Annotated in this window: 24 protein-coding genes; 12 read left to right on the forward strand and 12 right to left on the reverse strand. The window is 58.6% G+C overall.

What is annotated here, in order from left to right; genetic code table 11:
- Window positions 1-71: 71 nt before the first annotated feature.
- The gene (locus CEY11_RS14660; RefSeq protein ID WP_143322850.1) at window positions 72-908 is read right to left on the reverse strand and encodes a GntR family transcriptional regulator; all 837 of its coding nucleotides are present in this window, start codon (window positions 906-908) and stop codon (window positions 72-74) included.
- Between the two features lie 71 nt (window positions 909-979).
- Between CEY11_RS14660 and CEY11_RS14665 the strand changes: the two genes are divergently transcribed.
- From CEY11_RS14665 to CEY11_RS14675, 3 genes are all read left to right on the forward strand, one after another.
- Complete coding sequence (locus tag CEY11_RS14665; RefSeq protein ID WP_088604359.1) at window positions 980-1555, forward strand: amino acid synthesis family protein; 576 nt, start codon at window positions 980-982, stop codon at window positions 1553-1555.
- Window positions 1556-1780: 225 nt separating this feature from the next.
- Window positions 1781-2611, forward strand: coding sequence for a tripartite tricarboxylate transporter substrate binding protein (locus CEY11_RS14670; RefSeq protein ID WP_158215327.1), 831 nt, complete (start codon window positions 1781-1783; stop codon window positions 2609-2611).
- A gap of 40 nt (window positions 2612-2651) precedes the next feature.
- Window positions 2652-3509 (forward strand): alpha/beta hydrolase, encoded by an 858-nt coding sequence (locus CEY11_RS14675; protein ID WP_158215328.1) that lies wholly within the window; start codon window positions 2652-2654, stop codon window positions 3507-3509.
- A 164-nt stretch (window positions 3510-3673) separates the two neighbouring features.
- Here the strand turns inward: CEY11_RS14675 and CEY11_RS14680 are convergent, their stop codons facing one another.
- Window positions 3674-4753 (reverse strand): permease, encoded by a 1080-nt coding sequence (locus CEY11_RS14680; RefSeq protein WP_088604149.1) that lies wholly within the window; start codon window positions 4751-4753, stop codon window positions 3674-3676.
- Window positions 4754-4958: 205 nt separating this feature from the next.
- Here CEY11_RS14680 and CEY11_RS14685 point away from each other — a divergent pair, with 205 nt between their 5' ends.
- Entirely contained in the window at window positions 4959-5225 is a 267-nt protein-coding gene (locus tag CEY11_RS14685) for a hypothetical protein (protein ID WP_088604360.1), read from the forward strand.
- 3 nt (window positions 5226-5228) lie between these two features.
- On the forward strand, window positions 5229-5699 hold the full coding sequence (locus CEY11_RS14690) for a YaiI/YqxD family protein (protein WP_088604150.1): 471 nt from the start codon (window positions 5229-5231) through the stop codon (window positions 5697-5699).
- Between the two features lie 76 nt (window positions 5700-5775).
- Here CEY11_RS14690 and CEY11_RS14695 read toward each other — a convergent pair whose 3' ends face one another.
- The gene (locus CEY11_RS14695; protein ID WP_088604151.1) at window positions 5776-6756 is read right to left on the reverse strand and encodes an MBL fold metallo-hydrolase; all 981 of its coding nucleotides are present in this window, start codon (window positions 6754-6756) and stop codon (window positions 5776-5778) included.
- 657 nt (window positions 6757-7413) lie between these two features.
- On the opposite strand from CEY11_RS14695, the gene CEY11_RS14700 reads away from it, so the two are divergent.
- Window positions 7414-7845 (forward strand): helix-turn-helix domain-containing protein, encoded by a 432-nt coding sequence (locus tag CEY11_RS14700; RefSeq protein WP_088604152.1) that lies wholly within the window; start codon window positions 7414-7416, stop codon window positions 7843-7845.
- A 36-nt stretch (window positions 7846-7881) separates the two neighbouring features.
- Here CEY11_RS14700 and CEY11_RS25160 read toward each other — a convergent pair whose 3' ends face one another.
- Window positions 7882-8130, reverse strand: coding sequence for a hypothetical protein (locus tag CEY11_RS25160; RefSeq protein ID WP_143322853.1), 249 nt, complete (start codon window positions 8128-8130; stop codon window positions 7882-7884).
- 200 nt (window positions 8131-8330) lie between these two features.
- On the opposite strand from CEY11_RS25160, the gene CEY11_RS14705 reads away from it, so the two are divergent.
- Window positions 8331-9466 (forward strand): IS3 family transposase gene (locus tag CEY11_RS14705; protein WP_408608131.1). Its coding sequence is split into 2 segments (ribosomal slippage): window positions 8331-8595 and window positions 8595-9466, totalling 1137 coding nucleotides; the frame shifts between segments, so codons are not numbered across the junction.
- Between the two features lie 175 nt (window positions 9467-9641).
- On the opposite strand, the gene CEY11_RS14710 is transcribed toward CEY11_RS14705, so the two are convergent.
- The 3 genes from CEY11_RS14710 to CEY11_RS14720 all read right to left on the reverse strand — a co-directional run bounded on the left by CEY11_RS14710 (window position 9642) and on the right by CEY11_RS14720 (window position 13247).
- The gene (locus CEY11_RS14710; protein WP_233154895.1) at window positions 9642-10820 is read right to left on the reverse strand and encodes a M20 aminoacylase family protein; all 1179 of its coding nucleotides are present in this window, start codon (window positions 10818-10820) and stop codon (window positions 9642-9644) included.
- Between the two features lie 51 nt (window positions 10821-10871).
- Window positions 10872-11825 carry a Bug family tripartite tricarboxylate transporter substrate binding protein gene (locus tag CEY11_RS14715; RefSeq protein ID WP_158215329.1) on the reverse strand — a complete coding sequence of 318 codons (954 nt, stop codon included), beginning with the start codon at window positions 11823-11825 and terminating at the stop codon, window positions 10872-10874.
- 102 nt (window positions 11826-11927) lie between these two features.
- Window positions 11928-13247 (reverse strand): arylsulfatase, encoded by a 1320-nt coding sequence (locus tag CEY11_RS14720; protein ID WP_088604155.1) that lies wholly within the window; start codon window positions 13245-13247, stop codon window positions 11928-11930.
- 96 nt (window positions 13248-13343) lie between these two features.
- Between CEY11_RS14720 and CEY11_RS14725 the strand changes: the two genes are divergently transcribed.
- The 4 genes from CEY11_RS14725 to CEY11_RS14735 all read left to right on the forward strand — a co-directional run bounded on the left by CEY11_RS14725 (window position 13344) and on the right by CEY11_RS14735 (window position 15476).
- Complete coding sequence (locus CEY11_RS14725; RefSeq protein WP_088604156.1) at window positions 13344-14243, forward strand: LysR family transcriptional regulator; 900 nt, start codon at window positions 13344-13346, stop codon at window positions 14241-14243.
- Window positions 14244-14492: 249 nt separating this feature from the next.
- Window positions 14493-14759 (forward strand): hypothetical protein, encoded by a 267-nt coding sequence (locus CEY11_RS25165; protein ID WP_143322855.1) that lies wholly within the window; start codon window positions 14493-14495, stop codon window positions 14757-14759.
- A gap of 43 nt (window positions 14760-14802) precedes the next feature.
- Window positions 14803-15159, forward strand: coding sequence for a type II toxin-antitoxin system RelE/ParE family toxin (locus CEY11_RS14730; RefSeq protein ID WP_088604157.1), 357 nt, complete (start codon window positions 14803-14805; stop codon window positions 15157-15159).
- Window positions 15156-15476: a helix-turn-helix domain-containing protein gene (locus tag CEY11_RS14735; protein ID WP_088604158.1), complete on the forward strand. Its 321-nt coding sequence runs from the start codon at window positions 15156-15158 to the stop codon at window positions 15474-15476. The genes CEY11_RS14730 and CEY11_RS14735 overlap by 4 nt, the downstream gene beginning before the upstream one ends.
- 221 nt (window positions 15477-15697) lie before the next feature.
- Here the strand turns inward: CEY11_RS14735 and CEY11_RS14740 are convergent, their stop codons facing one another.
- The 4 genes from CEY11_RS14740 to CEY11_RS14755 form a co-directional block, all read right to left on the reverse strand.
- Complete coding sequence (locus CEY11_RS14740; RefSeq protein ID WP_088604159.1) at window positions 15698-16876, reverse strand: ribonucleotide-diphosphate reductase subunit beta; 1179 nt, start codon at window positions 16874-16876, stop codon at window positions 15698-15700.
- Between the two features lie 53 nt (window positions 16877-16929).
- Window positions 16930-19848, reverse strand: a complete 2919-nt coding sequence (locus CEY11_RS14745) for a ribonucleoside-diphosphate reductase subunit alpha (RefSeq protein ID WP_088604160.1) — start codon at window positions 19846-19848, stop codon at window positions 16930-16932.
- 576 nt (window positions 19849-20424) lie between these two features.
- Window positions 20425-21402 (reverse strand): Bug family tripartite tricarboxylate transporter substrate binding protein, encoded by a 978-nt coding sequence (locus tag CEY11_RS14750; protein WP_088604161.1) that lies wholly within the window; start codon window positions 21400-21402, stop codon window positions 20425-20427.
- A gap of 84 nt (window positions 21403-21486) precedes the next feature.
- Complete coding sequence (locus CEY11_RS14755) at window positions 21487-22368, reverse strand: alpha/beta hydrolase (protein WP_088604362.1); 882 nt, start codon at window positions 22366-22368, stop codon at window positions 21487-21489.
- Between the two features lie 85 nt (window positions 22369-22453).
- Here CEY11_RS14755 and CEY11_RS14760 point away from each other — a divergent pair, with 85 nt between their 5' ends.
- Entirely contained in the window at window positions 22454-23338 is an 885-nt protein-coding gene (locus tag CEY11_RS14760; RefSeq protein ID WP_233154896.1) for a LysR family transcriptional regulator, read from the forward strand.
- Between the two features lie 112 nt (window positions 23339-23450).
- Here the strand turns inward: CEY11_RS14760 and CEY11_RS14765 are convergent, their stop codons facing one another.
- Window positions 23451-23891 carry a CopD family copper resistance protein gene (locus tag CEY11_RS14765; protein ID WP_088604163.1) on the reverse strand — a complete coding sequence of 147 codons (441 nt, stop codon included), beginning with the start codon at window positions 23889-23891 and terminating at the stop codon, window positions 23451-23453.
- Between the last annotated feature and the right edge of the window lie 112 nt (window positions 23892-24003).

The following is a 24003-nucleotide window of genomic DNA, read 5'->3' on the forward strand; positions in this document are numbered from 1 at the left end:
CACGCCGCCGTGCTGCGCCGTCGAGCCCGTTTGCCTCACCAAGGCGTTGCTGGTTTGAATATCTGGAATACTTAAGGGGCTTTCGTCGAGGAAAGCCATCCACTGTCTTCTTCCCGATCGAACATCAGCCGTGCGGCCTCTCTGGCGGCGTGCACGTGATCCCGGGCTGCCGCCTTCGCACCCGCCTCGTCCTGTTTCTCGACGGCTACATACACCGCAGTCATCTCGCTCAGGCTTTGATGCACGCGCCCCGGTAATTCCATGCTTTTGCCGCGCAGCCAAGTAATGCGGGCATCCAGCCCGTGGATAAGGTCTCCCATGATGCGCTGGCGGCTGGCTTCGATCAGGGCGTTGTAAAAGGTTGTGGTTGCGCTGATCTCGAATGACTGATCGCCGGCCGTGACCGCTCGGCCAAAGTCTGCCAGGGCAACGTCCATGGTTCGCAATTCGTCTGCAGTGCGGTGGCGGGCTGCCAGGGCGGCGACTTCGCCTTCGAGGAGTGCCCGGGTTTCGTATATCTGCTGCGCTTCTTCCCAATCCATTGTTGCTACCGAGGGCCCTCGGTTGGGCGTGACGATGACCAGACGTTCGGCGGCGAGAATACCGATAGCTTCCCGAAATGAATTGCGGCTGACGCCCATGCGCTCGCACAACACGGATTCGACGAGACGCTCTCCGGGAGAGAAATAGCCTGTCGTGATCGCATGGCGCAGCTTGCGCAGCGTTTCGTGTTGTACAGACCGAGGGGAGATTCGGAGATCCATAAGCTTGTTTGTGAGAAGCCGCGGCAAAAAGACAGGCAGCCGCGAGAAACGAAGCGCATTACCTAGGCAGAAGCTGCGGAAGGGGCGGCGGTAAAGCGTAAAGCTGGAGCCGCCATTATACGGGTAAACGTTAATATCGTTCAATTGTTCAACAATCCTACAATGAATGTGCGACTAACAATGCAATTACCAAGTTGGAGCTTGCGAGGCTGTACATGCATATTGAGATCAAGAAGTGGTTTGTCCAGGTGGAGTCCAGCCCCGCCACAGAGAATGACGGTGGTGCGGATCTACACAAGGTGGCAATTGCCGCCATCGTAAAAAATCCGTTCGGCTGTGGGGCCCAGCAGGATCTCTCCGCAGGAATTCGGGCCAGCGCTGACGTAGGGGCAGAGATGGCCGAACGCCTCGCCCGGTATATGGATCCCGCCTCTGTGCAGAGCTATGGCAAGGCCGGCCTGGTGGGAGTCGCCGGCGAGCAGGAGCATGCCAATGCGCTGCTCACGACTACCTTTGCGACCCCCTTGCGTGACGCGTTGCATGGTGCGCTGGCGTGGATCCCTTCGGTTACCAAGGTGGGCGGCCCCGCCTGCAGTATTGACGTGCCGCTGGCGCATAAAAATGCTCTGTATGTGCGTTCTCATTACGACGCAATGACGGTTAACTTGGCCGATGCCCCTCGTCCCGACGAGATCGTTTTGATCTTTGCCGTAGCCAACAGGGGCCGTATCTCGGCTCGCGTCGGAGGCTTGCGGGCAGAGGACGTGGTGGGCGCGGACGGCCTGCATTAGAAAGCCGCAACCGCCACATGCTTCATTGGTTTTTCCGGGCACCAGCGGATGCCTCTTCCGAAAGCTAATCCTACAGGAATAGATGTCATGGCAAATCTTCTGAAGGCTATATCTTCATTGTCTCTATCAGTTGTGTTTTGCGGGGCGGCGCTTGCGGCGGATTACCCTACGCACCCGGTCACAATCGTAGTAAGCACGTCGCCGGGGGGCGGTGCGGATACAACGATGCGGCTGCTGGCCCCCAGGCTTGCTCAACACCTGGGGCAGAGCGTCATCGTCGAGAACAAACCCGGGGCTTCGGGCATGATTGCCGGTGGCTACGTGGCCAGGTCGGCGCCCGACGGCTACACCTTGCTCATGGATATCACGACATTCGCCGTCAATCCGGCCCTGCACAAGAAAATGCAATATCGGCCGTTGAAAGACCTGACGCCAATTACAGAGATCGTGCGCTCGGCCAACGTGCTGGTGGTGAATCCAAAAGTGCCCGTCAAGACCCTCGGTGAATTCATCAAATACGCCAAGCAGCAGGATGGCCGCCTGTCTTATGCGTCTTCCGGTATCGGGTCGTCGCAACACCTGGCGATGGAAATGTTCAAGCACGAAGTGCACATTCAGTTGACTCACGTTCCCTACAAAGGGGGTGGCCCCGCCATGTCCGACCTTCTTGCCGGCCATGTTCAATCCTACTTCGCATTCATTCCCACGGCGGCCGACCATATCAAGCAAGGGCGCCTGCGTCCCCTGGCCACCACCGGGGAACAGAGATCCGCATTGCTGCCCGACGTTCCGACAATCGCCGAGTCGGGTTTCCCGGGCTTCCAAAGTTATGATTGGAACGGTCTCTTTGCACCCGCCGGTACGCCTCCTGCCGTCGTCGAACGGATAAGTCACGCGGTGAAAGCCGTGCTGGAAGAACCACAGATTCAAGCCCGATTGAAAGACCTTGGGCTGGAGCTGGTAGGCAGCACTCCAGCCGATTTCCGAAGCTTCTTGGTGGAACAGATCAAGCAGTCGAAGGATACGGTGAAGAAGTCGAACATCACGCTTGAATGAGTATTGTCTTTCTCCTGCTTGCCCGATGGAATGTCCTCCCATGAACCATATTCCCGCTGATGATACGTCGGAGTTCCGCAATGAATCCGATTACAACCTGAAGCGCCGCCACCCCGAGCGCACCGCCCTCTATGACGAGTATGCGCAGCGCAGCGAAACCATGCGCAACAACATTGCATGGTCGAGCTTCGCCTATGACACGCCCGACCGTTGTGTGCTCGACTGGTTCCCTGCGGAGCACTCCGTCGGGGCACCGCTGATGATATTCGTCCATGGCGGTTATTGGCGGGGGGGCGACAAACGCGTATTCAGCTTTCTGGCGGAAGGGTTCAGGGCTGAAGGGGTGTCAATGGCAATGGTGGGTTATGAACTTGCTCCATCGGTGTCCATTGAAACGATAGGCATCCAGGTACGACGTGCAATTCGCCATGTGATGCAGAAACAGCGAGAGCTTGGGTTTGATTCCAGCCGAGTTACTCTGTCGGGGCATTCTGCCGGGGCGCACCTGGTGGCGATGGCCAGCGCCTACCCGGATGAACTCGGCGTCGACGGCTCGGCCTTGAGGGTGGTCGGCATGAGTGGCGTTTATGACCTGACCCCCGTCCTGGAATCCAGCCTGCGGCAAGAGATCGGGCTGACTCCCGCAGAAGCCGCGTCGCAAAGCCTTCCCAACGGCCGGCTAATGAAGGCGAGTGAATATTTGCTGCTCGTCGGCGAACGGGAAACGCCCGCGTTCATAGATCAGAGCCGGACGTTTCATCGCGCTTTGGTAGAGCGCGGCGTGCCGAGCGAATTGCAGATCGTGCCCGGGTGCATGCATTTTGATATCTTCAAACCACTGGCTGACCGAAACGACCCGGTTCATCGGCGCGTGCTGGAGACTGTCACTCGACGTTGAAACCAAAGAGGCGGTTCAGTGGATGCAAACCGGCTTGGCGGTTCTGGGGGCGGGCCGGAAGCCGGGAGCCAGTAGGGCGCGTTCTACGACGCGTGCCAGAAAAAAGGTATAGCTAAGGAGGCGAAGCTCGAGTCCCGCTGTCTCAAGCTGGAGAAATCAGGGCGTCAAAACCCCAACGCGATGGCGATGCCGGCGGCCAGTACGCCCATGGCCAAAACCCCCGCGACCAGCACGGCCAGGTCGGCCCGCCGAAACGAGCGGGCCACCATGGCCAGGGACGGCAGGCTGACCGGCGGAAGCGTCATGAGCAATGCCGCGGCCGGGCCGGCGGCCACGCCCAGCGACAGCATGGCCTGGACGATGGGCACCTCGCCGGCGGTAGGGATGACGAACAGTGTGCCCGCTACGGCGGCGCCAAGAATCCACAAGACGCTGTTGTCGACGCTGACGCCGATCATGGGAAACAACCAGGCGCGCGCAGCGCCGAGCACCAGCACGAGGATCAGGTATTCAGGCAACAAGCGCAGCGTCATGCCGGCGAAAGCACGAGCCCAGCGCCGCAGGATGGACGCGGGATCCATGCCTGGCCTGGCGCCTTGTGACTGTTCGCCGGGTTCGGCTGGCACATCCACGGTTGTGTGGTTCCCCTGGTTCATGCGGTTAAGCACCCAGCCCAGGCCGATCACCATCACCAGCCCTAGCGCCAGGCGCAGCCCTACCCATTTCCATCCGAGTACGAAGCCCATGAACACCAGGGTGGCCGGGTTGAGCATGGTGTTGCCCAGCCAGTAGGCCGCCGTGCTGCCGGGGGCTGCCTGGCATTTGCGCAATCCATTTATCACCGGAGCGGAACAGCACGTGCACATCATGCTGGGGATGGATAGCAGGCTGCCTGTCATGACACTGCCCATACCCAGGCCACCCAGCCAGCGCTTGATCCAGTGCCCAGGCAGCAAGGCCTGCAGCGCGGAACCCAGAAGCAGACCGAGCAGCAGGGCTTTCCATATTGCCAGGCCATAGGTCACCGCATAATCGAGCGCCGCCTGCAGGGAAGGGGCGGGCACGGTGCCGTTGGCGCCGGTCAGAATCGAAGAGCCGATGGAGTGGGTATCGGCGGCCACGAAGGCGCGGCTGTAATACGGCGACCACTTCACATAGAACAGGCCGGCCAGCGCAATGAGTATGAAAATGGCGATTCCCCAGGTGGGATGCGAGGAACGGCGAGAAGATGGATGGTGATTCACTATGGTGTTCGGTTTGTATGCTTGGGATAAGGCAGCATTTGCTGTTACCCGCAGTTTATTTCAGATTGTCCGGGGGAATGATATGCCAGGACATCCGGGCATGGGCACAAGTTGAGCTTCTGACGCAGTAATCTATCGCCCTCGATTTCCTCTAAGATGCTGCCTGGCGAGTTTGCCGCTGGCAGACCGCAACACCGGACTCATCATGAAAAAAACCGATCTCGAAAAGCAGAAAGCCCTGAAACTCATGGGCAAGCTCAACGCTGCCGTGCCGCCGGGCCGCTATGCCGGCGCCGCTCCCGCTGTGGATCGCCGCGAACAGCGCCGCCTGGATCAAGCTGCCGGCCTGGTCTCCTTCCCCGTCAAACTGCGCCAGCCATTGATTTCGGCCCTGAACGACAGGGCGCAGGCAGACGGCATCAGCGTCAACGAGCTGGTGAACGCGCTGCTGGCCGAGGCGCTGAAGGCCTAGCCCATGAATATATGGGTCGATGCCGATGCCTGTCCCGCCGTCATCAAGGACATTCTGTATCGGGCAGCGCAGCGATCGCAGCGGCCGCTCACTCTGGTGGCCAATCAGATGCTGCGCACGCCGCCATCTCCTTTGATCCGCGCCGTCCAGGTGCCGCGAGGATTCGATGTGGCGGACGACTATATCGTCGAGCACACAGTCGCCGGCGATCTGGTCATCACCGCAGACATTCCTCTTGCGAGCGAGGTTCTGCGCAAAGGGGCGCTGGCGCTCAGCCCGCGCGGCGAGCGCTACACCGCCGACAGCATAAGCGAGCGCCTGTCGGTGCGAGACATGATGGAAGAATTGCGCAGCGCCGGCGTCGACACCGGTGGGCCGCCGGCTTTCAGCCAAGCGGACAGGCGCGCATTTGCCAACGCCTTGGATCAGCTGTTGCAGAAGGCGCTACGTAAAGACAACGCCGGTCGCGTTTGATTTCGGCGTGCTGCCCGGCTCAGTTTGCCTGGTGATTCAACAACCAGTGGCGCGTGAGCCGGCACGGCGCACACCGTCAGACCGTGATCAGCCTCTGCTCCCCGGGTTTCATTACCGAGACCTGCAGCGAGGGTGCCACGTGCGAGGCGGCCTGGCGGTATTGCTCACCCGCCTCGACACCGAGCACCAGCCCGTTGTGCGCATAATGCACAGGGATAGCGTGGGAAACCCCAACCCAGGCACTGGCCTGCGCCGCGTCTGGCGGCCCCATCGTGAAAGGCCCGCCGCCCACACACACAACGCCCAGGTCAGGCTTATAGCGTTCACCGATCAAGCGCATGTCGCCGAAAAGGTCGGTGTCTCCGCTCAGGTACACACGGACACCACCGATGTCGAGTATGAAGCCGGCCGCCGGATAGCAGCACAGGTTGGAGTGCAGTGCGGGGATCAGGTGCGCCACCATCTCGCCATGCCGCGACACCCCCCCGAAGTTCATCCCCGCTCCGCCGTTCACCACGATTTTCGAGGGCTCCAGGCCCGCCTTGCGAAACTTCGGCACCAGGCCTAGGTCGGAGCGCATCATGTCGCTCTGCCCGGTAGTCTTGACCGGCAGCCCGGCGTCGCTCAGCGCCTTGAGCATCTCGAAGTAATCGCCCATGTGGTCGCCATGGTCGTGAGTAAGCAGCACAAAGACCGCATCGGGCTTCTTGCTTGCGACATAGGTGGCGAATCCTTTGGCGCTGGCGTATTCCGGCGGCTTTTTCACGCCGAAACGTTCCCAGCCTGCGTTGTTCCAGATCCACGCGTCGCCATACGCAATCTGCTTATAGTCAGGCGTGGCGATTTCCGTGACGCCACCGCCCAGCCAGCGCACCAGCAGCTTGCCACCAGTGCGCGCGCGGGCCGCCGTCATCCTGTGGTCATCTTTCTGCGCCGCAGAGGCGGTGCTTGCGAGCGCGATCGCTCCACCCAAGGAGAAGCCTCCGCGAACGAAATCCCTACGTCGGCGGCCGCCGTCATCCAATTCCTGTTCCTTCGGTGTGGTCTGCGAATCCATGTCGTCTCCTTGGACTAGTGGCCGGACATTTTGCACGATCTGCGCCCCCGCAGGATCCGGCCGAGGCCTCCCGCGCAGCTTGATCGTCACCGAAGTTGCTCGGGGAGCAACACCCCGATGGCGCGAATTACTATAGCGCCGGAGGGCCTCGATTGGAAGAAAAATGCGTAATCAATAAAAAGCCGCCAGAAATCCTTCTGGCGGCTTTAATTGCAGCAGCGCTTTTGAATGAGAGTTACTTTCAAGGCCACCTGTTGATGAGTGCAGAGTCGCTTAATAGGGGGGCCAGTGGACGGCCGTCTTTCTCTTTCCGATATGGGCTGCAGCCTGCACCGGGCCATACAGGTTCGTCAATACCGATACCGCGGTCACTCGCACAACTGGATGAGCCGTGCCCGCCAAATATCCAATGTCTTGATTCGCATATGCGATAGCCATGGCTGCGGCTACTTGCCGACTGACCTTCACTGGAAGCCATTCCAAAGTGTCGATTTTGCGAGCTGGGACACGCTTTTCGTCGCCATCGATCTCTGTGCTCGGGTTGCCTTTACCGATATTCCTTACCGATATGGGACAATGCTACCTTTCAGTTTATTCATCAACTTAACAGGGCTCGCCAATACCAGTGCGTCCTGAACTCAATGACAAAGTGAAGCCATGGCAAACATCGCATCCTTACTCAAGACGGAAATCACTCGTATCGCGCGCAAGGAAGTCCGTGCAGAACTTGAAAGCCTGAAAAAGGCCAACTCACACCATCGAGCCCTCATCGCCGAATTGCGACGTGAGATTGCTGCGCTTCAAAAGCAGCTACGACAGGTAGGCCGTGAACGCATTGCTGTTGTCAATGAAACGAAAGCATTGAATCGAAAGTATCGGTTCAGTGCGACACGTCTGGCGGCACATAGAGCAAAGTTTGGCCTGTCCGCCGCAGATTATGGGAAACTGGCTGGGGTAAGCGGTAACACGATCTATCTATGGGAGCGTGGAAAAAGCCGGCCCAAACCCGAGCAGGTGCAACAGCTTGGCATGCTCAAGAGCCTGAGTCGCAAAGCCGCTCTGGCACAGCTTGAAAAGATCAATGCGTAACCACTGCTTTACGCCAAGTGCCATTGCTCGCCTTGCTCACTGGCTGTGGTGAGGCAGCTTTGGTTCTCGACTGGTAATTAATGTTCGAGCACAAGAATAATGCCAATTGGTCTTTTGTGCCGTATCAAATCTTTCAAAGGTAAAGCCGGGCGGCGCATTGGGCGGATGGGTGGAGTTGATGAAGACCTTTTTGCGGGCGCTGAGCTTCTTGGTGATCTCGAAAAACAATGGCTGATAGTCCTTTCCGCCCAAAAAGACAATATCCTCATCGTCATCGGGTAGCATGCAAAAATCCGCATACTGATCCGTTTTAAGCCTGCGCGCATGCGGTTTCACATTCTTGGCGCTGCTAAACGTTATGTCATAGTCGGGGATAAGGAAGTCTGCTGGAACCAATCAGAGGTGGAGCCGGGAATTCGGACAGTCGGATAAGTGGCGCGCTCCGGGCCTGAGCCGTCGATAATGCCGGTAAAGGAACCCAAGAAATGACCAAGAGAACAAGACGGACGCACTCAGCGGCGTTCAAGGCGAAGGTGGCCTTGGCCGCGGTCAAGGGGGATCGGACACTGGCCGAATTGGCGCAGCAGTTCGATGTGCACCCGAACCAGATCACGGAGTGGAAACGGCAGTTGCAGGAGCGTGCGACCGATGTGTTTGGTTCGGCAGGCACGGCCGCGAGCGAGCCGCCGGTGGACTTGAAGGTGCTGCACGCGAAGATCGGCCAGTTGACGCTGGAGAATGATTTTTTAGAGGGCGCGCTCACCAAGGCGGGATGGCTGAGCGCAAAGCGATGATAGACCGTACGCATACCTTGCCGGTGTCGCGTCAGGCCCAACGACTGGGGATGGCCCGATCGAGTGTGTCTTACCGGGCACAGCCCGTAAGCGACACGGATTTGCGGCTGATGCGCTGCATCGACGAGTGGCATCTGGAGTTCCCGTTTGCCGGGGCGCGGATGCTGACTCGCTTGCCGCGCCGGGATGGTCACGAGGTGGGCCGCTGGCATGTGGGCACGCTGATGAGGCGCGTGGGCGTGAAGGCCTTGTATTGCAAGCCGAATACGAGCCGGCGCAACACCCAGCACAAGGTCTGGCCGTATCTGTTGCGTGGCATGAGAATCGAGCGGGCCAACCAGGTGTGGGCATTGGACACGACCTATATCCCGATGGCGCGCGGCTTTGTGTATCTGACGGCGGTCGTGGACTGGGCCAGTCGCAAGATCCTGGCTCAGCGAGTGGCGATCACGCTGGAGGCCCTGCAGGCGGTCGAGGCGCTTGAGGAAGCGTTTGCCCGATATGGGCAACCGGACATCGTTAACACCGATCAAGGCAGTCAATTCACCGCCACGGCCTTCACCGAGGCGGTGCTCGACCGCGGTATCCGGCTGTCCATGGATGGTAAGGGGAGTTGGCGCGACAACGTGTTTGTTGAGCGCGTCTGGCGCAGCATCAAGTACGAAGAGGTTTATTTGAAAGCCTACGAGTCGGTCAGCCAGGCCCGCCAGCCCATCGGCGCGTACATTGAGCTCTATAACCAGAGACGGCCCCATTCGAGTCTGGCGGATCAGACTCCAGATGAGGCATACTTCGCGACGCTGCCTGCGATCAAATCGGCAGCATAGTAGCCTGGGGCGTTCCACTTATAAATATCAGAGCCCTGTCCGAACAAGCGGCGCCACCTCTGCCGTTGACGCGAGCGAGAAGCGTCAAGTAGCACTGCTATCTGTACGTAGCGAGTTTCACCGTCGTTTGAAGATTAGTCGTGGTTGCGATGGGCCAAAAACGAAAGGCGTTGAATTAGGGCTTCAACTGGGTTCGCACCAGCTCCGCAAAATAGCGTGCTCCGATTGATAGAATCTCGTCATTAAAATCGTATTGGCCATTGTGCAGAGGTACGCCGCCGGGAGTGCCGGAGGCACCGTTACCGATAAATGCGAAGGCACCCGGCACGACTCGCAAGAACGCGCCGAAGTCCTCGGAGATCATCATGGGAGCAACGTTTCCGTCCACGTTGCTGGGGCCAACCACTCGTTGAGCAGCCTGGATGGCCACCAGCGTGCACTCGGGCCAATTCACCGTTGGGACGAATTCGTGGGTGTACTCCACTTCGCAAGTTGCACCATGTGCCGAGGCAATGCCTGTGCACAGTTCCCGTATACGCCGCTCCAGCAGAGCCTGCACCTCGGGCGAGTAGCTGCGCGTATCGCCTTTGATTTCTACATGGGTAGGGATGGAGTTACGTATGCCATCTGAATGGATCTCCGTGCAGGAAACAACTGCAGAATCCGAAGGGTCAACCGAACGGCCAATGATCGTCTGCAGCGCCAGAATAATCTCAGCAGCGATCACCAACGGGTCGACCGCCATCTGTGGGCGCGCTGCGTGGCCGCCACGCCCATGAATGCGGATGACAAAATTATCTTCGCTGGCCATGATGCCACCGGCTCGGGTGGCGATGTGGCCCACGGGCATCCCCGGGATATTATGCACGCCATAAATCTCATCAACCGGAAAATGTTCGAACAATCCATCGCGGATCATGGCGTTGGCACCGCAGCCATGTTCCTCGGCAGGTTGGAAGATGAGACGCACGGTGCCATTAAAGTCTCGGCTACGTGAAAGTAGCAGAGCCGCGCCAAGCACCATCGCCATGTGGCCATCGTGTCCGCAGCCATGCATGCAACCAGATTTTCGGGAGACGTGCGGGCGATTTGTGGCGGTCTCAGTCATCGCCAGTGCATCCATATCAGCCCGCACACCGATAACACCTGTCCCCTCCCCAACGGTGAGGCTCGCAACCAGACCTGTTCCGCCTATGCCGCAGTGCACATCAAATCCAAGCCCTTTCACTACTTTTGCTACGAAGGCAGCGGTATGTACTTCCTGGAAGCCTACTTCAGGGTGCTGGTGCAGGGCGTGTCGCCAGCCGAGCATTTCCTGCTCCAATGCCTCATCTTTCACCATGCTGATCTCCATTCATAGCGGTATCCAGCAGTTCAGCGCGATACGAGATATGATGATAAACCACTAGTCCGTCATTCTCTGAGATTCTGCAAGTTCTTTGAATTTAAGAAAGCTGTCCTTCAAACGATCAGTGAATTCTGCAGCAGAGTATGAAGTGGGTTCCATACCCGCATTATTGATTTGTTTCTTGATATCAGGCTCTTGCAAGGCCTGAGTTATTTCCTTATTCAGTTTTTCTACCATCTGGTCAGGCAATCCTGCTGGCCCTATCAGCCCGATCCATGTAGACATGTCATAGCCGGATAGACCGGACTCGTCTAATGTAGGCACATTGGGGAGTAAGGGCGAACGCTTTATAGACGTTACAGCTAATGGTTTGATCTTATGAGTCTGCACATATTGCATCAGGGGGCCCGTTCCAAGGAATCCCAGCGGAACTTGGTTGGATAGAAGATCGGTGATCGCGGCTCCTCCCCCTCTATAGGGCACATGAACGAGCGTTAGCCCAGTCATAGCATTAAATTTCTCTCCTGCAAAGTGTTGGCTATTTCCCACGCCCGAGGTCGCATAAGAATATTTTTCTGGATCATTTCGAGCGAGGGAAATTAATTCAGAGACCGAATTTGCTTTCACGCTAGGATTGGCGGCTAACAGAAAGGGGCCGGTAGCAAGCATTGCAATCGGGGTGAAATCTTTGATCGGATCGTATCTCGTCTTGCGAATGGCAGGGGACGCGGTAATGCTATCTGTTGTGACCATTAAGTTATATCCGTCTGGTGTACTATTCACCAGTTCTGATGCGGCAATGTCCCCATTTGCGCCTGATTTATTCTCTACAACAAAAGCTACTCCTAATTTTTTGGATAGACTGGCAGCTAAAACCCGCGCCACTATGTCTGTAGATCCGCCTGGTGCATATCCTACGATTAACGTTACTGATCTTGTTGGCCATTCTGCAGAATGTGCTGGTAGGCCCATAAAGGCACTAATAATTGCAGAGATAAATAGCTTTTTCACGATGTCTCTCCTTCCTGTTAAATCAGGCAATCTCATATTCAGAATATATATTGGTAGATTTTTTGGCCGATGAGCTGAGATGATGTAAAGTTTTTTGTATGGCTAGTCAACTTGCCCTGGTGGAATATTTGGATGCTTTTGAAACGAAGCTTGCATGGCCTCAATCATTTTCCTTATCGGGCCAAGCACCCACATATTATGTATCGATACATTCACTTGCTCTTTGGGGTCACGCTTTAGATTGAACAGATAAGGAGACTCTAGCTTGCCTCTCATGTCATTTACTTCTGGTTGCCAAAACATATGGTATTTCCAGTCTCGCCACTTGACTGCGTACATCTCATTTTTTAGGAAGAAGCAAAATCCTTCTCGGCTAGATTTATCAGCGCCTTTAAAAAATTCGGTTTGATTGACACCATCTATCGGACGGTCTGTAGGAACGGAGGCGCCTGCAATGCCAGCCAGAGTAGTAAATAAGTCGGTAACATGGACAATTTCATTACTGACCCGGCCGGCATCTATCTTGTCGGGCCATCGGATTATAAATGGAACGCGTAGGCTGCCTTCCATCGCCGTGTGGTAAGTGCCGCTCCATGGTCCAGCCGTGCCCCTCCATGGTTCGCGAAACTCAGGCCCATTATCACTACAAAAAATCAAGATAGTGTCATTTGCAATTCCTAGCTCGTCTACGCAATCAATAATCTGTCCTACACGGTAGTCCATCTCCATCATGCTGTCACCAAAATCACCTGCGGCGCTTCTCCCAGAAAAATTTTTATGCGGTAGCGTCGGGAAATGCAAATGAATCATAGGCAAGTAAAGAAAAAAAGGCTGGCCCGCACGAGAATTTCGGATTAGAAACTCGATCGACTTTCCAACGATTTCCTCGTCGATCAGACGTCGGGCTTCCGAGTCGTATGCCTTAACATTTACAGAAGGTTGTCCTGCTATACCTTCCATCAGATAAGGAGTGTCTACAACATCAGGGTCAAAGCCTCTCGTCGTAGTAAACTCACTCTCATCAGTAGTTCGTGGCACGCCGTACCACTCGTCAAATCCTCTGTCGGAAGGAAATCGTCCAGGAATGTCACCTAAATGCCATTTCCCAAAAAGTGCTGTGGCATAGCCTTCAGAAGATAGTAGCTGTGGTAATGTTATTTCCCAGCGAGTTAGGCCATGAGGGAATCCGGCCGGAACAGATTGAAGACAGCCTGTACGAATGGGATGTCTTCCCGACATTAGGGCTGACCTCGTCGGTATACAGTCACTCTCAACATTGTAGTTAAGCAAACGTAGGCCTTGTTTGGCTAAGCCATCAATTCTTGGTGTTGGTGCGCCGAGTAACGAACCGCCGCCATAACAGCCAAGTTCCCCCCAACCCAAATTGTCGGCCATTATAAAGATGATATTCGGCTTATTCATGAGTGAGCTGAGCTCATATAATAGAATGGAAAAAATTATAATTCTATTATTTCGCCAAATACATTCCAAACAGGAACTGTTTAATAACTAAATGTTATGTATCTTCATCCGCGAGACCTTGAATACTTTCTAGTCATAGTTAGCCATGGCCGGCTATCTTCTGCCGCAGCAGAACTTGGCGTCACACAACCAGCACTCTCTAAAGTAATCAATCGCCTTGAAATGGAAACTGGGTTACTCTTGTTTGAAAGGGGAATTCATGGTGTTAGGTTGACAGGTGTGGGGCAAGAGTTCAAGCAGTCTGTACTCGATCTTCAGACCCAGCATCATTATAGTGTTTCACTTATCAACGAATTAAAAGCAAAACAGGCCGGGATTCTCCGAGTTGGGACAACCAGTGTTTCGCGTGAAGCTTTGGTTGTAAAGACATTAAGTATTTTGATGGCTCGGCGGCCTGCCATGAGGGTGAGGCTAGTTAGTGGCCAATCGGATTGGTTATGCTCAGAAATCGAAGAAGGGCGGTTGGATTTAGCCGTCGTACCGAGTTATCCTGGTTTGCCATTTAATTGTGAACAACAAATTCTTGGTAAAGACCAAATGCTGCCGGTTGTTCGCCAGTTTCACCCTTTAGCTAGAAACTCATCTTTAAAGATTCAAGACTTGGAAAAAATGCCATGGGCTTTAGGGGCACCAAATACTGCAGCTCGAAGAACTATTATTTCCATTTATAAGGCGCATGGGATGAGTGGCCCTCCCGTAAGCCTTGAGATGACTTACGTCACAGAATCCCTGTTAAGTCTAATTGCCTCTACGGACGTGATTGGTTTGATCCCTCAAAACTTATTTCGACGGCCCGTGGCAGATATGCTGTATGTCTTGCCTGTGAAGGAACTGCATATTGATCGGTTGACTGTGCTGCTTAGCCGAAACGGCGCTCAATGGACTCCGCTAATGGAGTCTTTTCAGCAGCTATTAAAGATTGGCTCAACAACGTAAATCCAATCGAGCCGTTTTATTTTTGTGCTGCATCTCATAGAATCGAAGAATGCGCAATTAAAAGGCCGCCAGAATTACCTGACGGCCTTGAGAAAGCTACGATCTATAAGTGAGGATTTCTCTCAAAGTAACCTGTTGGTGTATACAGAATCACTTAGTGCTGCGTCTGACACCTACTGACGGACACAGCAACAGGTGGTTTTGAGTATGCTGTGTTTTCAATAGCTTAGCAAGCTACTACAGCATCAGGTGACTCACAAAATCACAGCAACAGGTGGTTCTGCCCACCTCCTAAACACAGCAACAGGTGGCTTTACCCTTTCCCTGTTGGTAGAGTCACCTGTTGCTGTGTTTGCAACATCATCCGGTGATTCTGGGTGGTTTGAATTGGCAGGAACGACGGGCTGGATGGAAAAGGTGTTTGTCGGTTATTCGGTTTTTGAGGGCTTCCCATCGGGCATATCATCTAGCGGTTTTCACCCATCTATCGGGCGTATCCATTTGCAGCGCGACTGAGATGAGCTTGGCAAATTATTCCTAAATAGGTATATTTAGACGGATGAGAGAATTACTCTGGATCTCGTCTGCCAAGAAAGACCTAAAAGCCATGCCGGACGAAGTGCAGCACACCTTTGGCTATGCGCTGCACTTGGCCCAGGCTGGGAAGAAGCACCGGCAGGCGAAGTCTATGCAGGGGTTCGGCTCGGCGGGGGTTCTTGAAATCGTCGAGGATGCGCAAGGCGGCACGTACCGAGCCGTCTATGCGCTCAAGATCGGCGATGCAATCTATGTCCTGCATTGCTTTCAGAAGAAGTCCACGCACGGAATCTCAACCCCGAAGCCGGATATGGACTTGATCCGGGATAGGATGAAGGCAGCGCAAGAGCACGCGCAAGGCCACGGAGCAAAGAAATGATCAAGATTGAAAAAAGCAGCGGCAACGTCTATGCCGACCTGGGCATGCCAGACGCCGAGGCGATGCACCGCAAAGCACTGCTTGCCGCGAAGATTGATGAAACCATCAAGGCCAGGAAGTGGAGCCAGCAGCGCGCGGCCGAGGTGCTGGGCATCACCCAGCCCAAGCTGTCCATGATGTTGCGCGGGCAGTTCCATGGCATCAGCGAAACCAAGATGCTGGACTGCCTGGCCCGCTTGGGCTGGGACGTGACTATCGTTATTGGCCCCGTCCGGCGCAGGACCACGGTCGGCCATGTGGAAGTGGAATTTGCCTAGCGGTGGAGCAAGGTCGCTTCGCAGAGCCGGTCTCCTGATCGGATTCCTCATCCGCTTGCTTCCTGGCTCCGGTTCTGGGGCCAAAATCCCCTTCAATGTGCATTTAAAGGCCGCCAGTATTTTTTGGCGGCCTGGAAACAACAGCGATTCACAAATGAGAACCACTCTCCAAGTCACCTGTTGCTGTGAACAGAGTCACTTGATGCTGTGTCTCACAACACCTACTCCCAGCTAAGCGCTCCCCCCGTTTGATACTCAATCACTCGGGTCTCGAAGAAGTTCCGTTCTTTCTTTAGATCGATCATCTCGGCCATCCACGGGAACGGATTTTCCTCCTGCGCAAACAGCGGCTCGAGACCAATTTGCTGGCATCTGCGGTTGGCGATGAAGCGCAGGTAGGACTTGAACATCGAGGCGTTCAGGCCCAGTACGCCGCGCGGCATGGTGTCTTCGGCGTAGGCGTATTCCAGGTCTACGGCCTTACGGAACAGTTCGCGGATTTCTTCGCGGAATTCGCTCGTCCACAGGTGCGGGTTCTCGAGCTTGATCGTGTTGATCAGGTCGATGCCGAAATTGCAGTGCATGGACTCGTCGCGCAGTATGTACATGTACTGCTCGGCGGCGCCGGTCATCTTGTTCTGCCGGCCCAGCGCCAGGATCTGCGTGAAGCCGACATAGAAGAACAGGCCTTCCATCAGGCACGCGAAAACGATCAGGGACTTCAGCAGTTTTTGGTCGGCTTCGGGGGTGCCGGTCTTGAAGTCGGGGTCGGCGATGGCGTTGATGAAGGGGATGAGGAATTCGTCTTTGGCGCGTATCGAGGGGATCTCGTTATAGGCGTTGAAGATTTCGGATTCGTCCAGATCCAGGCTTTCGACGATGTACTGGTAGGCGTGGGTGTGGATGGCCTCTTCGAAGGCCTGGCGCAGCAGGAACTGGCGGCATTCGGGCGCGGTGATGTGGCGGTAGGTGCCCAGCACGATGTTGTTGGCCGCCAGCGAGTCGGCCGTTACGAAGAAGCCCAGGTTGCGCTTGACGATGCGGCGTTCGTCTTCGGTCAGCCCGGTGGGGTTCTTCCACAAGGAGATGTCGCGCGACATGTTGATTTCTTGCGGCATCCAGTGGTTGGCGCAGCCGGCCAGGTATTTTTCCCAGGCCCACTTGTACTTGAACGGCACGAGCTGGTTGACGTCGGTGCTGCCGTTGATGATGCGCTTGTCGGCCGCGCGCACGCGGCTGGCGGGCTTGGCGGGGGCCGCCGCGGCAGCGGCGCCCGGCTTGGCGATGGCATTGTCGGTGCCGGCGACGGCGGGTCTGACGGGCGCGGCCGCCGGGGCTGCCGCAGGCGCCTGTGCGGGCGCCGCGGCCGGGGTTGTTACGTCTTCTTCCCAATTCAACATGATGTGTTTCCTGTACTGTTGGAGCCCTGCTCAATGCAGGGCGCCGGTCTGAATCATTGGCAGGCTTCGCATTCTTCGAAGCCTTCGTCGCCCGGGCGCAAGGTGCACACCGTGCCGACGATCTCGGCCTCGGGCAGCGCGGCAGCCTGGGCCGCTGCGGCGGCGGACTGGCCGGAACCCGACGACACGGCGTTCAGCTCGCCGCCGCGGCCGGTGGATTTTTCGGCGTTGGTGGCGCTGTTGGAACGCAGGTAGTAGGTGGTCTTCAGGCCGCGCACCCAGGCGAGCTTGTAGGTTTCGTCGAGCTTCTTGCCGGACACGCCGGTCATGAAGATGTTCAGCGATTGCGACTGGTCGATCCATTTCTGGCGGCGCGCGCCGCATTCGATGACCCAGCGCGGGTGGATCTCGAAGGCGGTGGCATAGAGCTCGCGCAGGTCGTCGGGCACGCGGTCGATGCGCGCCAGGCTGCCGTCGAAGTACTTCAGGTCGGCGACCATGACTTCGTCCCACAGGTTGCGCTCTTTCAGGTCGCGCACCAGATAGTCGTTGACCACCGTGAATTCGCCCGACAGGTTCGACTTGACGTACAAGTTGCGGTAGTTGGGTTCGATGCACGGCGAGACGCCGATGATGTTGGCGATGGTGGCTGTGGGCGCGATGGCGATGCAGTTGGAGTTGCGCATGCCGTGCTGGTGGATGTGGCTGCGCAGGCTGTCCCAGTCGAGCGTGCTGCTGTCGTCGATTTCGACGTGGCCGCCGCGTTCTTCACGCAGCAGGGCCAGGGTGTCTTGCGGCAGGATGCCGCGATCCCACAGCGAGCCCTTGAAGCTGGAGTACGAGCCGCGCTCGGCCGCCAGCTTGCTGGAGGCCCAGTAGGCGTAGTAGCACACGGCTTCGCTGGAGCGGTCGGAGAATTCCACCGCGGCGTCGGAAGCGAAGGGCACGCGCATTTTGTGCAGGCAGTCCTGGAAGCCCATGATGCCCAGGCCGACGGGGCGGTGGCGGGCGTTGGAATTGCGCGCCTTGGGTACGGCGTAATAGTTGATGTCGATGACGTTGTCCAGCATGCGCATGGCGATGTCGATGGTGCGCTGGAGCTTGTCGTGGTCGAGCTCGTAGCCGCCGGCGTCGTTCTGGCGCAGGTGGGCCGTCAGGTTGACCGAACCCAGGTTGCAGACCGCGATTTCGGTGTCGCTGGTGTTGAGCGTGATTTCCGTGCACAGGTTCGAGCCGTGCACCACGCCCACGTGCTGCTGCGGCGAGCGGATGTTGCAAGGGTCTTTGAAGGTGAGCCAGGGGTGGCCGGTTTCGAACAGCATCGACAGCATCTTGCGCCACAGCGAGACGGCGGGAACTTTCTTGTACAGCTTCAGTTCGCCGCGCGCGATCTTGTCTTCATAGCCGAGGTAGGCTTGTTCGAAGGCGCGGCCGTACTTGTCGTGCAGGTCGGGGGCGTCGGACGGCGACAGCAGCGTCCATTCGCCATTTTCCATGACCCGCTTCATGAACAGGTCGGGGATCCAGTTGGCGGTGTTCATGTCGTGCGTGCGGCGCCGCTCGTCGCCGGTGTTCTTGCGCAGCTCGAGGAATTCTTCGATGTCGAGGTGCCAGGTTTCCAGGTAGGCGCAGACGGCGCCCTTGCGCTTGCCGCCCTGGTTGACTGCGACGGCCGTGTCGTTGACCACTTTCAGGAAGGGCACGACGCCCTGGCTTTCGCCGTTGGTGCCCTTGATGTGGCTGCGTAGCGCCCGCACCGGCGTCCAGTCGTTGCCCAGGCCGCCGGCGTATTTGGCCAGCAGGGCGTTTTCCTTGATGGCGTCGTAGATGCCTTCCAGGTCGTCGGAGACCGTGGTCAGGTAGCACGACGACAGCTGCGAGTGCACGGTGCCGGAATTGAACAGCGTCGGCGTCGAGCTCATGAAGTCGAAGGACGACAGGATTTCGTAGAACTCGATGGCGCGCGCTTCGCGGTCGATTTCGTTGAGCGCCAGGCCCATGGCCACGCGCATGAAGAACACCTGGGGAAGTTCGATGCGGCGCCCGTGCACGTGCAGGAAGTAGCGGTCGTACAGGGTTTGCAGGCCCAGGTAGTTGAACTGGTGGTCGCGCTCGGCCTTCAGGGCCTGGCTCAGGCGCGGCAGGTCGTATTGGCGCAGCTTGGGGTCGAGCAGTTCGTTCTCGATGCCGATCTTGATGAAGCGCGGGAAGTATTCGGCGTAGCGCGTGGCCATGTCGGACTGCGAGACTTCTTCGCCCAGCACTTCTTTGCGGATGGTGTGCAGCAGCAGGCCGGCCGTGACCTGGCTGTAGGCGGGTTCTTTCTCGACCAGGGCGCGGGCCGACAGGATGGCCGACTTGAAGACTTCGTCGACGGGAATGCCGTCGTACAGGTTCTTGACCGTTTCTTTGAGGATGGCGTCGGTGTCGACTAGGTGCGACAGATTGCTGCCGGCCTCGTCGATGATGTTGCGCAGATGGGCCAGATCCAGCGGCCGGGTGGTGCCGTTGTCGGTGACGTTCAGCGTGCTTTGCTGCGCCGGGGCCTGGGCCTGGCCGCTGCGGGCGCGTTCTTGCGAGCGCTTTTCACGGTACAGCACGTAGGCGCGGGCCACGTCGTGCTCGCCGGAGCGCATCAGGGCCAGCTCGACCTGATCCTGGATTTCTTCTATGTGGAAGGTGCCGCCGCTGGGACGGTTGCGCACCAGCGCGCCGACCGCCTGGGCGGTGAGCTTTTCGACCAGTTCGCGAACCCGCGCCGAAGCGGCGCCCTGGCCACCGTTGACCGCCAGAAAGGCCTTGGTCATGGCTATGGCGATTTTGCCGGGTTCGAACCCCACCACGGCGCCGTTGCGCCGGATGATGTGGAAGTTGTGCCATTGCCCCACGTTGGCGGTGCCCTGGTCGGCCGGGGCGGGTACGGGGGAAGGCGCAGCTTCGGGCCGTGATTCGGCAATTTGAGTGGTCTGCATGGATGCTCCTGAGATGATGCAGCAGCCCGCCGCGCAGGGCGGGCCCAGAAGGGGTTCTTGGTGTGGGCGGCGGATGAAAAAGACCGCTATCCGGTACTTCAGAAAGTGGATTAAGTCTTACGATGAAACCACTATATATAGTGGTGTTTTGATCTTCTAACACTAATTGTAGTGGCGTCCGCGCGCGTAGGCAAGCGCAAAAAACACTTGATTTTTACCGATTTCGGGAGACGGAAACCCCGGGTGCGCAGGCCTTGCCGCGCCAAGGCCCGTACTGTCTGGCTTGCACCGTTTCCGGCGCGGATCCGGATGCGTGCGCGTGGCTGATGCAAAAATTTGTTAACGCTGGTTTCAGAGCCTGCCGGCCCGGGGCGCGTCCGCCCTGTGTCGCCATAGGGGTCTGGCCGCGGCGCTGGTTCCGGCCGGAGCCAGCGCCTTTCTTCTAATTATTGATCGCCTGGGCTATGGGCTATTGACTGCCCCGGCAGATGGCCCCGGCTATTCGGCTATTGAGTGCACGGTCGGGCCGCCCCGGCGGGCGGCCCTGCAGGTTGGCCCCGCGGATGGCTCTACGCCTTATTGCGCAGGGATCTGGGCGGTCTTGACCCAGCCCTTCCAGCGCTGCACGTCCGCCTTCACGAAGGCCTGGAAGGGCGCCACGTCCATGCTTTCGGGCTGCAGCCCCAGCTTGGCGTATTTCTCGCGGGTGGCGGGGTCGGCGATGGCCTGCTTCATGTATTGGTTCATCTTCGCCACGATGTCCGCGGGTGTGCCCTTGGGCGCCGACAGCCCCAGCCATCCTTCGACGACGAAGCCCGGATAGGCACTGTTGGTGGTGGCCACGCCCGGCCAGGCCGGGTTGGGCTTGGCGCCGGTGACGGCAATGGGCTTGAGGTTGCCGCCCTGGATCTGCCCCATGGCGGTCAGGTAGTCGACAAAGGCGAACTGGATCAGGCCGCCGCGCAGGTCGGTGAGTATTTGCGTGATGTTCTTGTAGGCGGCGCCTTCGATGCGGATGTGGGCATAGTGCTTGAGCAGTTCCGGCGGCACGCGCGAGGACGAGCTGTAGTAGCCGAAGAAAACCTTGCCCGGCTTGCTGCGGGCTGTGTCGACCAGCTGCGCCAGCGTGCCGATGGGGTTGGAGGGCGCGACCACGGCGACGGTGCCGAACTTGCCCAGCATGCCCACGTCGACGAAGTCCTGCGCGGCGTTGTAGGGCAGTTTCTTGTACAGGAACTGGTTGGCCGACTGGGTCGAGTTGGTCGACAGCAGGAAGGTATAGCCGTCGGCCGCCGCCTGCTTGACCGCGGTGGTGCCGATGATGCCGCCGGCCCCGGGTTTGTCCTCGACCACCACATTGGCGCCGTATTTCGCGGTCAGGAAGTGCGCCAGCGTGCGGGCCGACAGGTCGGCGGCGCCGCCCGGCGCCGAAGGCACGACGATGGTGATGGCCTTGGACGGCCAAGTGGCTGCGGCGGATCCGGCCGCGGGCAGGCACAGGCCTGCGGCGGCCAGTACGGCGGCGGCATGGCGGGCGAGGAATGTGATTTGCATGTCTACTCCTTGGGGCGCGGGATGAGTCCGCGTATTGGTCTATGAATACAGATTGGTCGGGCGTATGAAACTTGCTGCGGGAAGTCAGTATGGGCGCTCGGCCGCCAGTACCAGCTTGCGATACCACTCGAGTATTTCTGCGGCGCTTGCGGCCCAGTTGTCCGAGTACATCATGCAGTGCGGCTGGCCTTGCAGCACGGCGTGCTGCAGGCCGAGGAAGCCCGCGAGGGCGCGATCCTGGCCTGTGGGATGCCGGTCGGAGGTGTCCAGCTGCGCTTCGAGGCAGACGCCGGGGCAGCGCCATGCCGCGGGATCCACGGGCACCCGCAACAGGTAGCGGTCGTTCAGGATCGCCGGGCTTTCGGGCGTGAGCCGCTCGGCGATGGGCGTGACGTCGCGCTCGTCTTGCACGGCCAGGAATCGCTCGCGGATCTCTGCCGCTTGCGGTGGCGCCTTCAGGCGGCTTTCCGGCACCGCCGGCAGCGCGTGGGCGCCAGGCAGGTTGCCCGGCGGCGAAGGCGCCAGAAGAATCACGGCGTGCGCGGCGCCGCGGCTGGCGGCCAGCATGACCGGCAGGGCGCCCATGCTGTGTCCTACCAGCACCACGGGGCGGGCGAGCGCGCGGCAGGCCTGCTGCAGGTGCTGGCCCAAGGTTGCGATGTCCAGGCCCGGCGTGGTGTTTCCTTGCGCCAGGCTGCCGTGTCCCGGCAGATCTATGGCGAAACAAGAGACGCCGCGGCGGGCGTAGAAGTCCAGGTAATTGCTGTAGCACCAGGCGCCGTGGTAGGCGCCGGCCACGAACAGCAGCGCCGGCGCCGGGGCCGCGGCGTCGTGCCCGACAAACAGGCGGCAGCCCGCCGCGTCCCTGTGCGGCAGCCGGTCGATGAGGCTGAAGTCGTAGCGCGGCTGCAACGGCTGGCGGCTGGACGAACGGGGCCGGGGCGGGGTGGCGGTGCAAACATTCATGTCTGGCATCTTAGGGCCCAGTTCTAAATAAGAAAAATCAATTTAATATATTTATAGATAAGTTTTCCAAATCATAAGGGGCGGCGTGACATTCTCCATCAATCAATACCGCTATTTCATCTGGGTCGCCGAAAGCGGCAGTTTCCGCGCCGCCGCCGTGCGCGCCTGCCGTTCCCAGCCCGCGGTGTCGCTGGCCATCAAGGACATGGAAGAGCGCCTCGGCCAGCCCTTGTTCGAACGCGGCACGCCGGTGGTGCCGACCCCGTTCGGACAGTCGTGCCTGGAAGTGGCGCGGCGCCTGGTCGAGCACGCCGATTCCGTGGCCACTACGCTGGCCAGCCTGGCACGCAGCAAGGGGGGCTTTCTGGGCATCGCCAGTGTGTCGACCTTTGCCACGCACTGGATGCCGCAACTGGTGCAGATGTATCGGCAGAGCTATCCCGAAATCATGCTCAACGTCTACGACGACAATTCCGAAGGCGTGGAGCGCATGATCCTGCGCGGCCAGGTGGAGCTGGGCGTGTGCAGCGTGGTCAGCAATGACCCGCGCCTGCACTTCACGCCGCTGTTCGAGGACGAGTTCGGCCTGGTGTGCCATCGCAGCCACCCGCTGGCGCACCGGCCGTGGCTCAGCTGGCACGAAATCGCGGATCTGCCGCACATAGGCACCGTGGCGCATCGCCAGCTGGAGTCGCACAAGGCCGCGGCGTTCCTGCTGGATCGGCCCTTTTATGTGTCGCACATGATGTCCTTGCTGGCGATGCTTTCGCGCAATATGGGTGTGACGGTGCTGGCCCGGCTCGGCGTGCCGCCGGATCGCGACGACCTGGCTTTCGTGCCGCTGCGGCGCCCCAGCATACGGCGCTGCCTGGGTGTCATGAAGGCGGCCGATTCGTCGCTGTCGCCGGCCGCGCGGCTCATGGAAGAGCTGTTGCTGAAGGAAGTGCTGGCGCCTGGGCCGCAGCCCTGAAGGGGCATGGCGCGCATCGCGCCAGCTGGCTGTCCCGCGGCCTGCAAGCCTTGCGCGAGAGCCCGATGCCACCTGCCGCCGAAGCGGCTGCTGCCGCCCGCTGTTGTGCCTGTTACCAGTGCAGGTAGAACATAGCCTTGGCGAGGAACACGATGCCCACCATGTGCAGGAACACGCTGTAGTGGATGCGCCGGAAGTGCCGCGAGCGCAGCCGGCCCTTGGCGCCCAGCGTGACGGCGGTGATGAAGTGGCCCAGCACGCTCAGGGCCAGGACGATCTTTATCGTCAGCAGGGTGCCGAAGCTGCTGGCAAAGGGATGTGCCAGTACGTCGCGGTGCTGCCATGCCATGGCCACGCCGGCGCCGTACAGCACCAGCAGCACGAAGGGCATGAAACGCCGGGCACGCCGGCCTATGGCCGTTTCCACCTGCTTCATGGCCTCGGCGGGCACATGCTTGCGTATGCCTTCGAGCATCAGCACTTCGAAGAACACCGTGCCTACGAAGATGAATGCGGCAAACAGGTGCAGGGTGACCAGTATGGAATAACTCATGCTGCGCTCGTATGCATTTTGCTTACGTCCTTTTCTATTTCTCCGGTGCCGGCCCCGCGACCAGCGACCTGCGATCCGGCCCATCTTGGCACCCGCCGCTGCCCTTGTCATT

The organism is Candidimonas nitroreducens (assembly GCF_002209565.1).
In the GTDB taxonomy this organism is placed as follows: Bacteria; Pseudomonadota; Gammaproteobacteria; order Burkholderiales; family Burkholderiaceae_B; genus Candidimonas; species Candidimonas nitroreducens.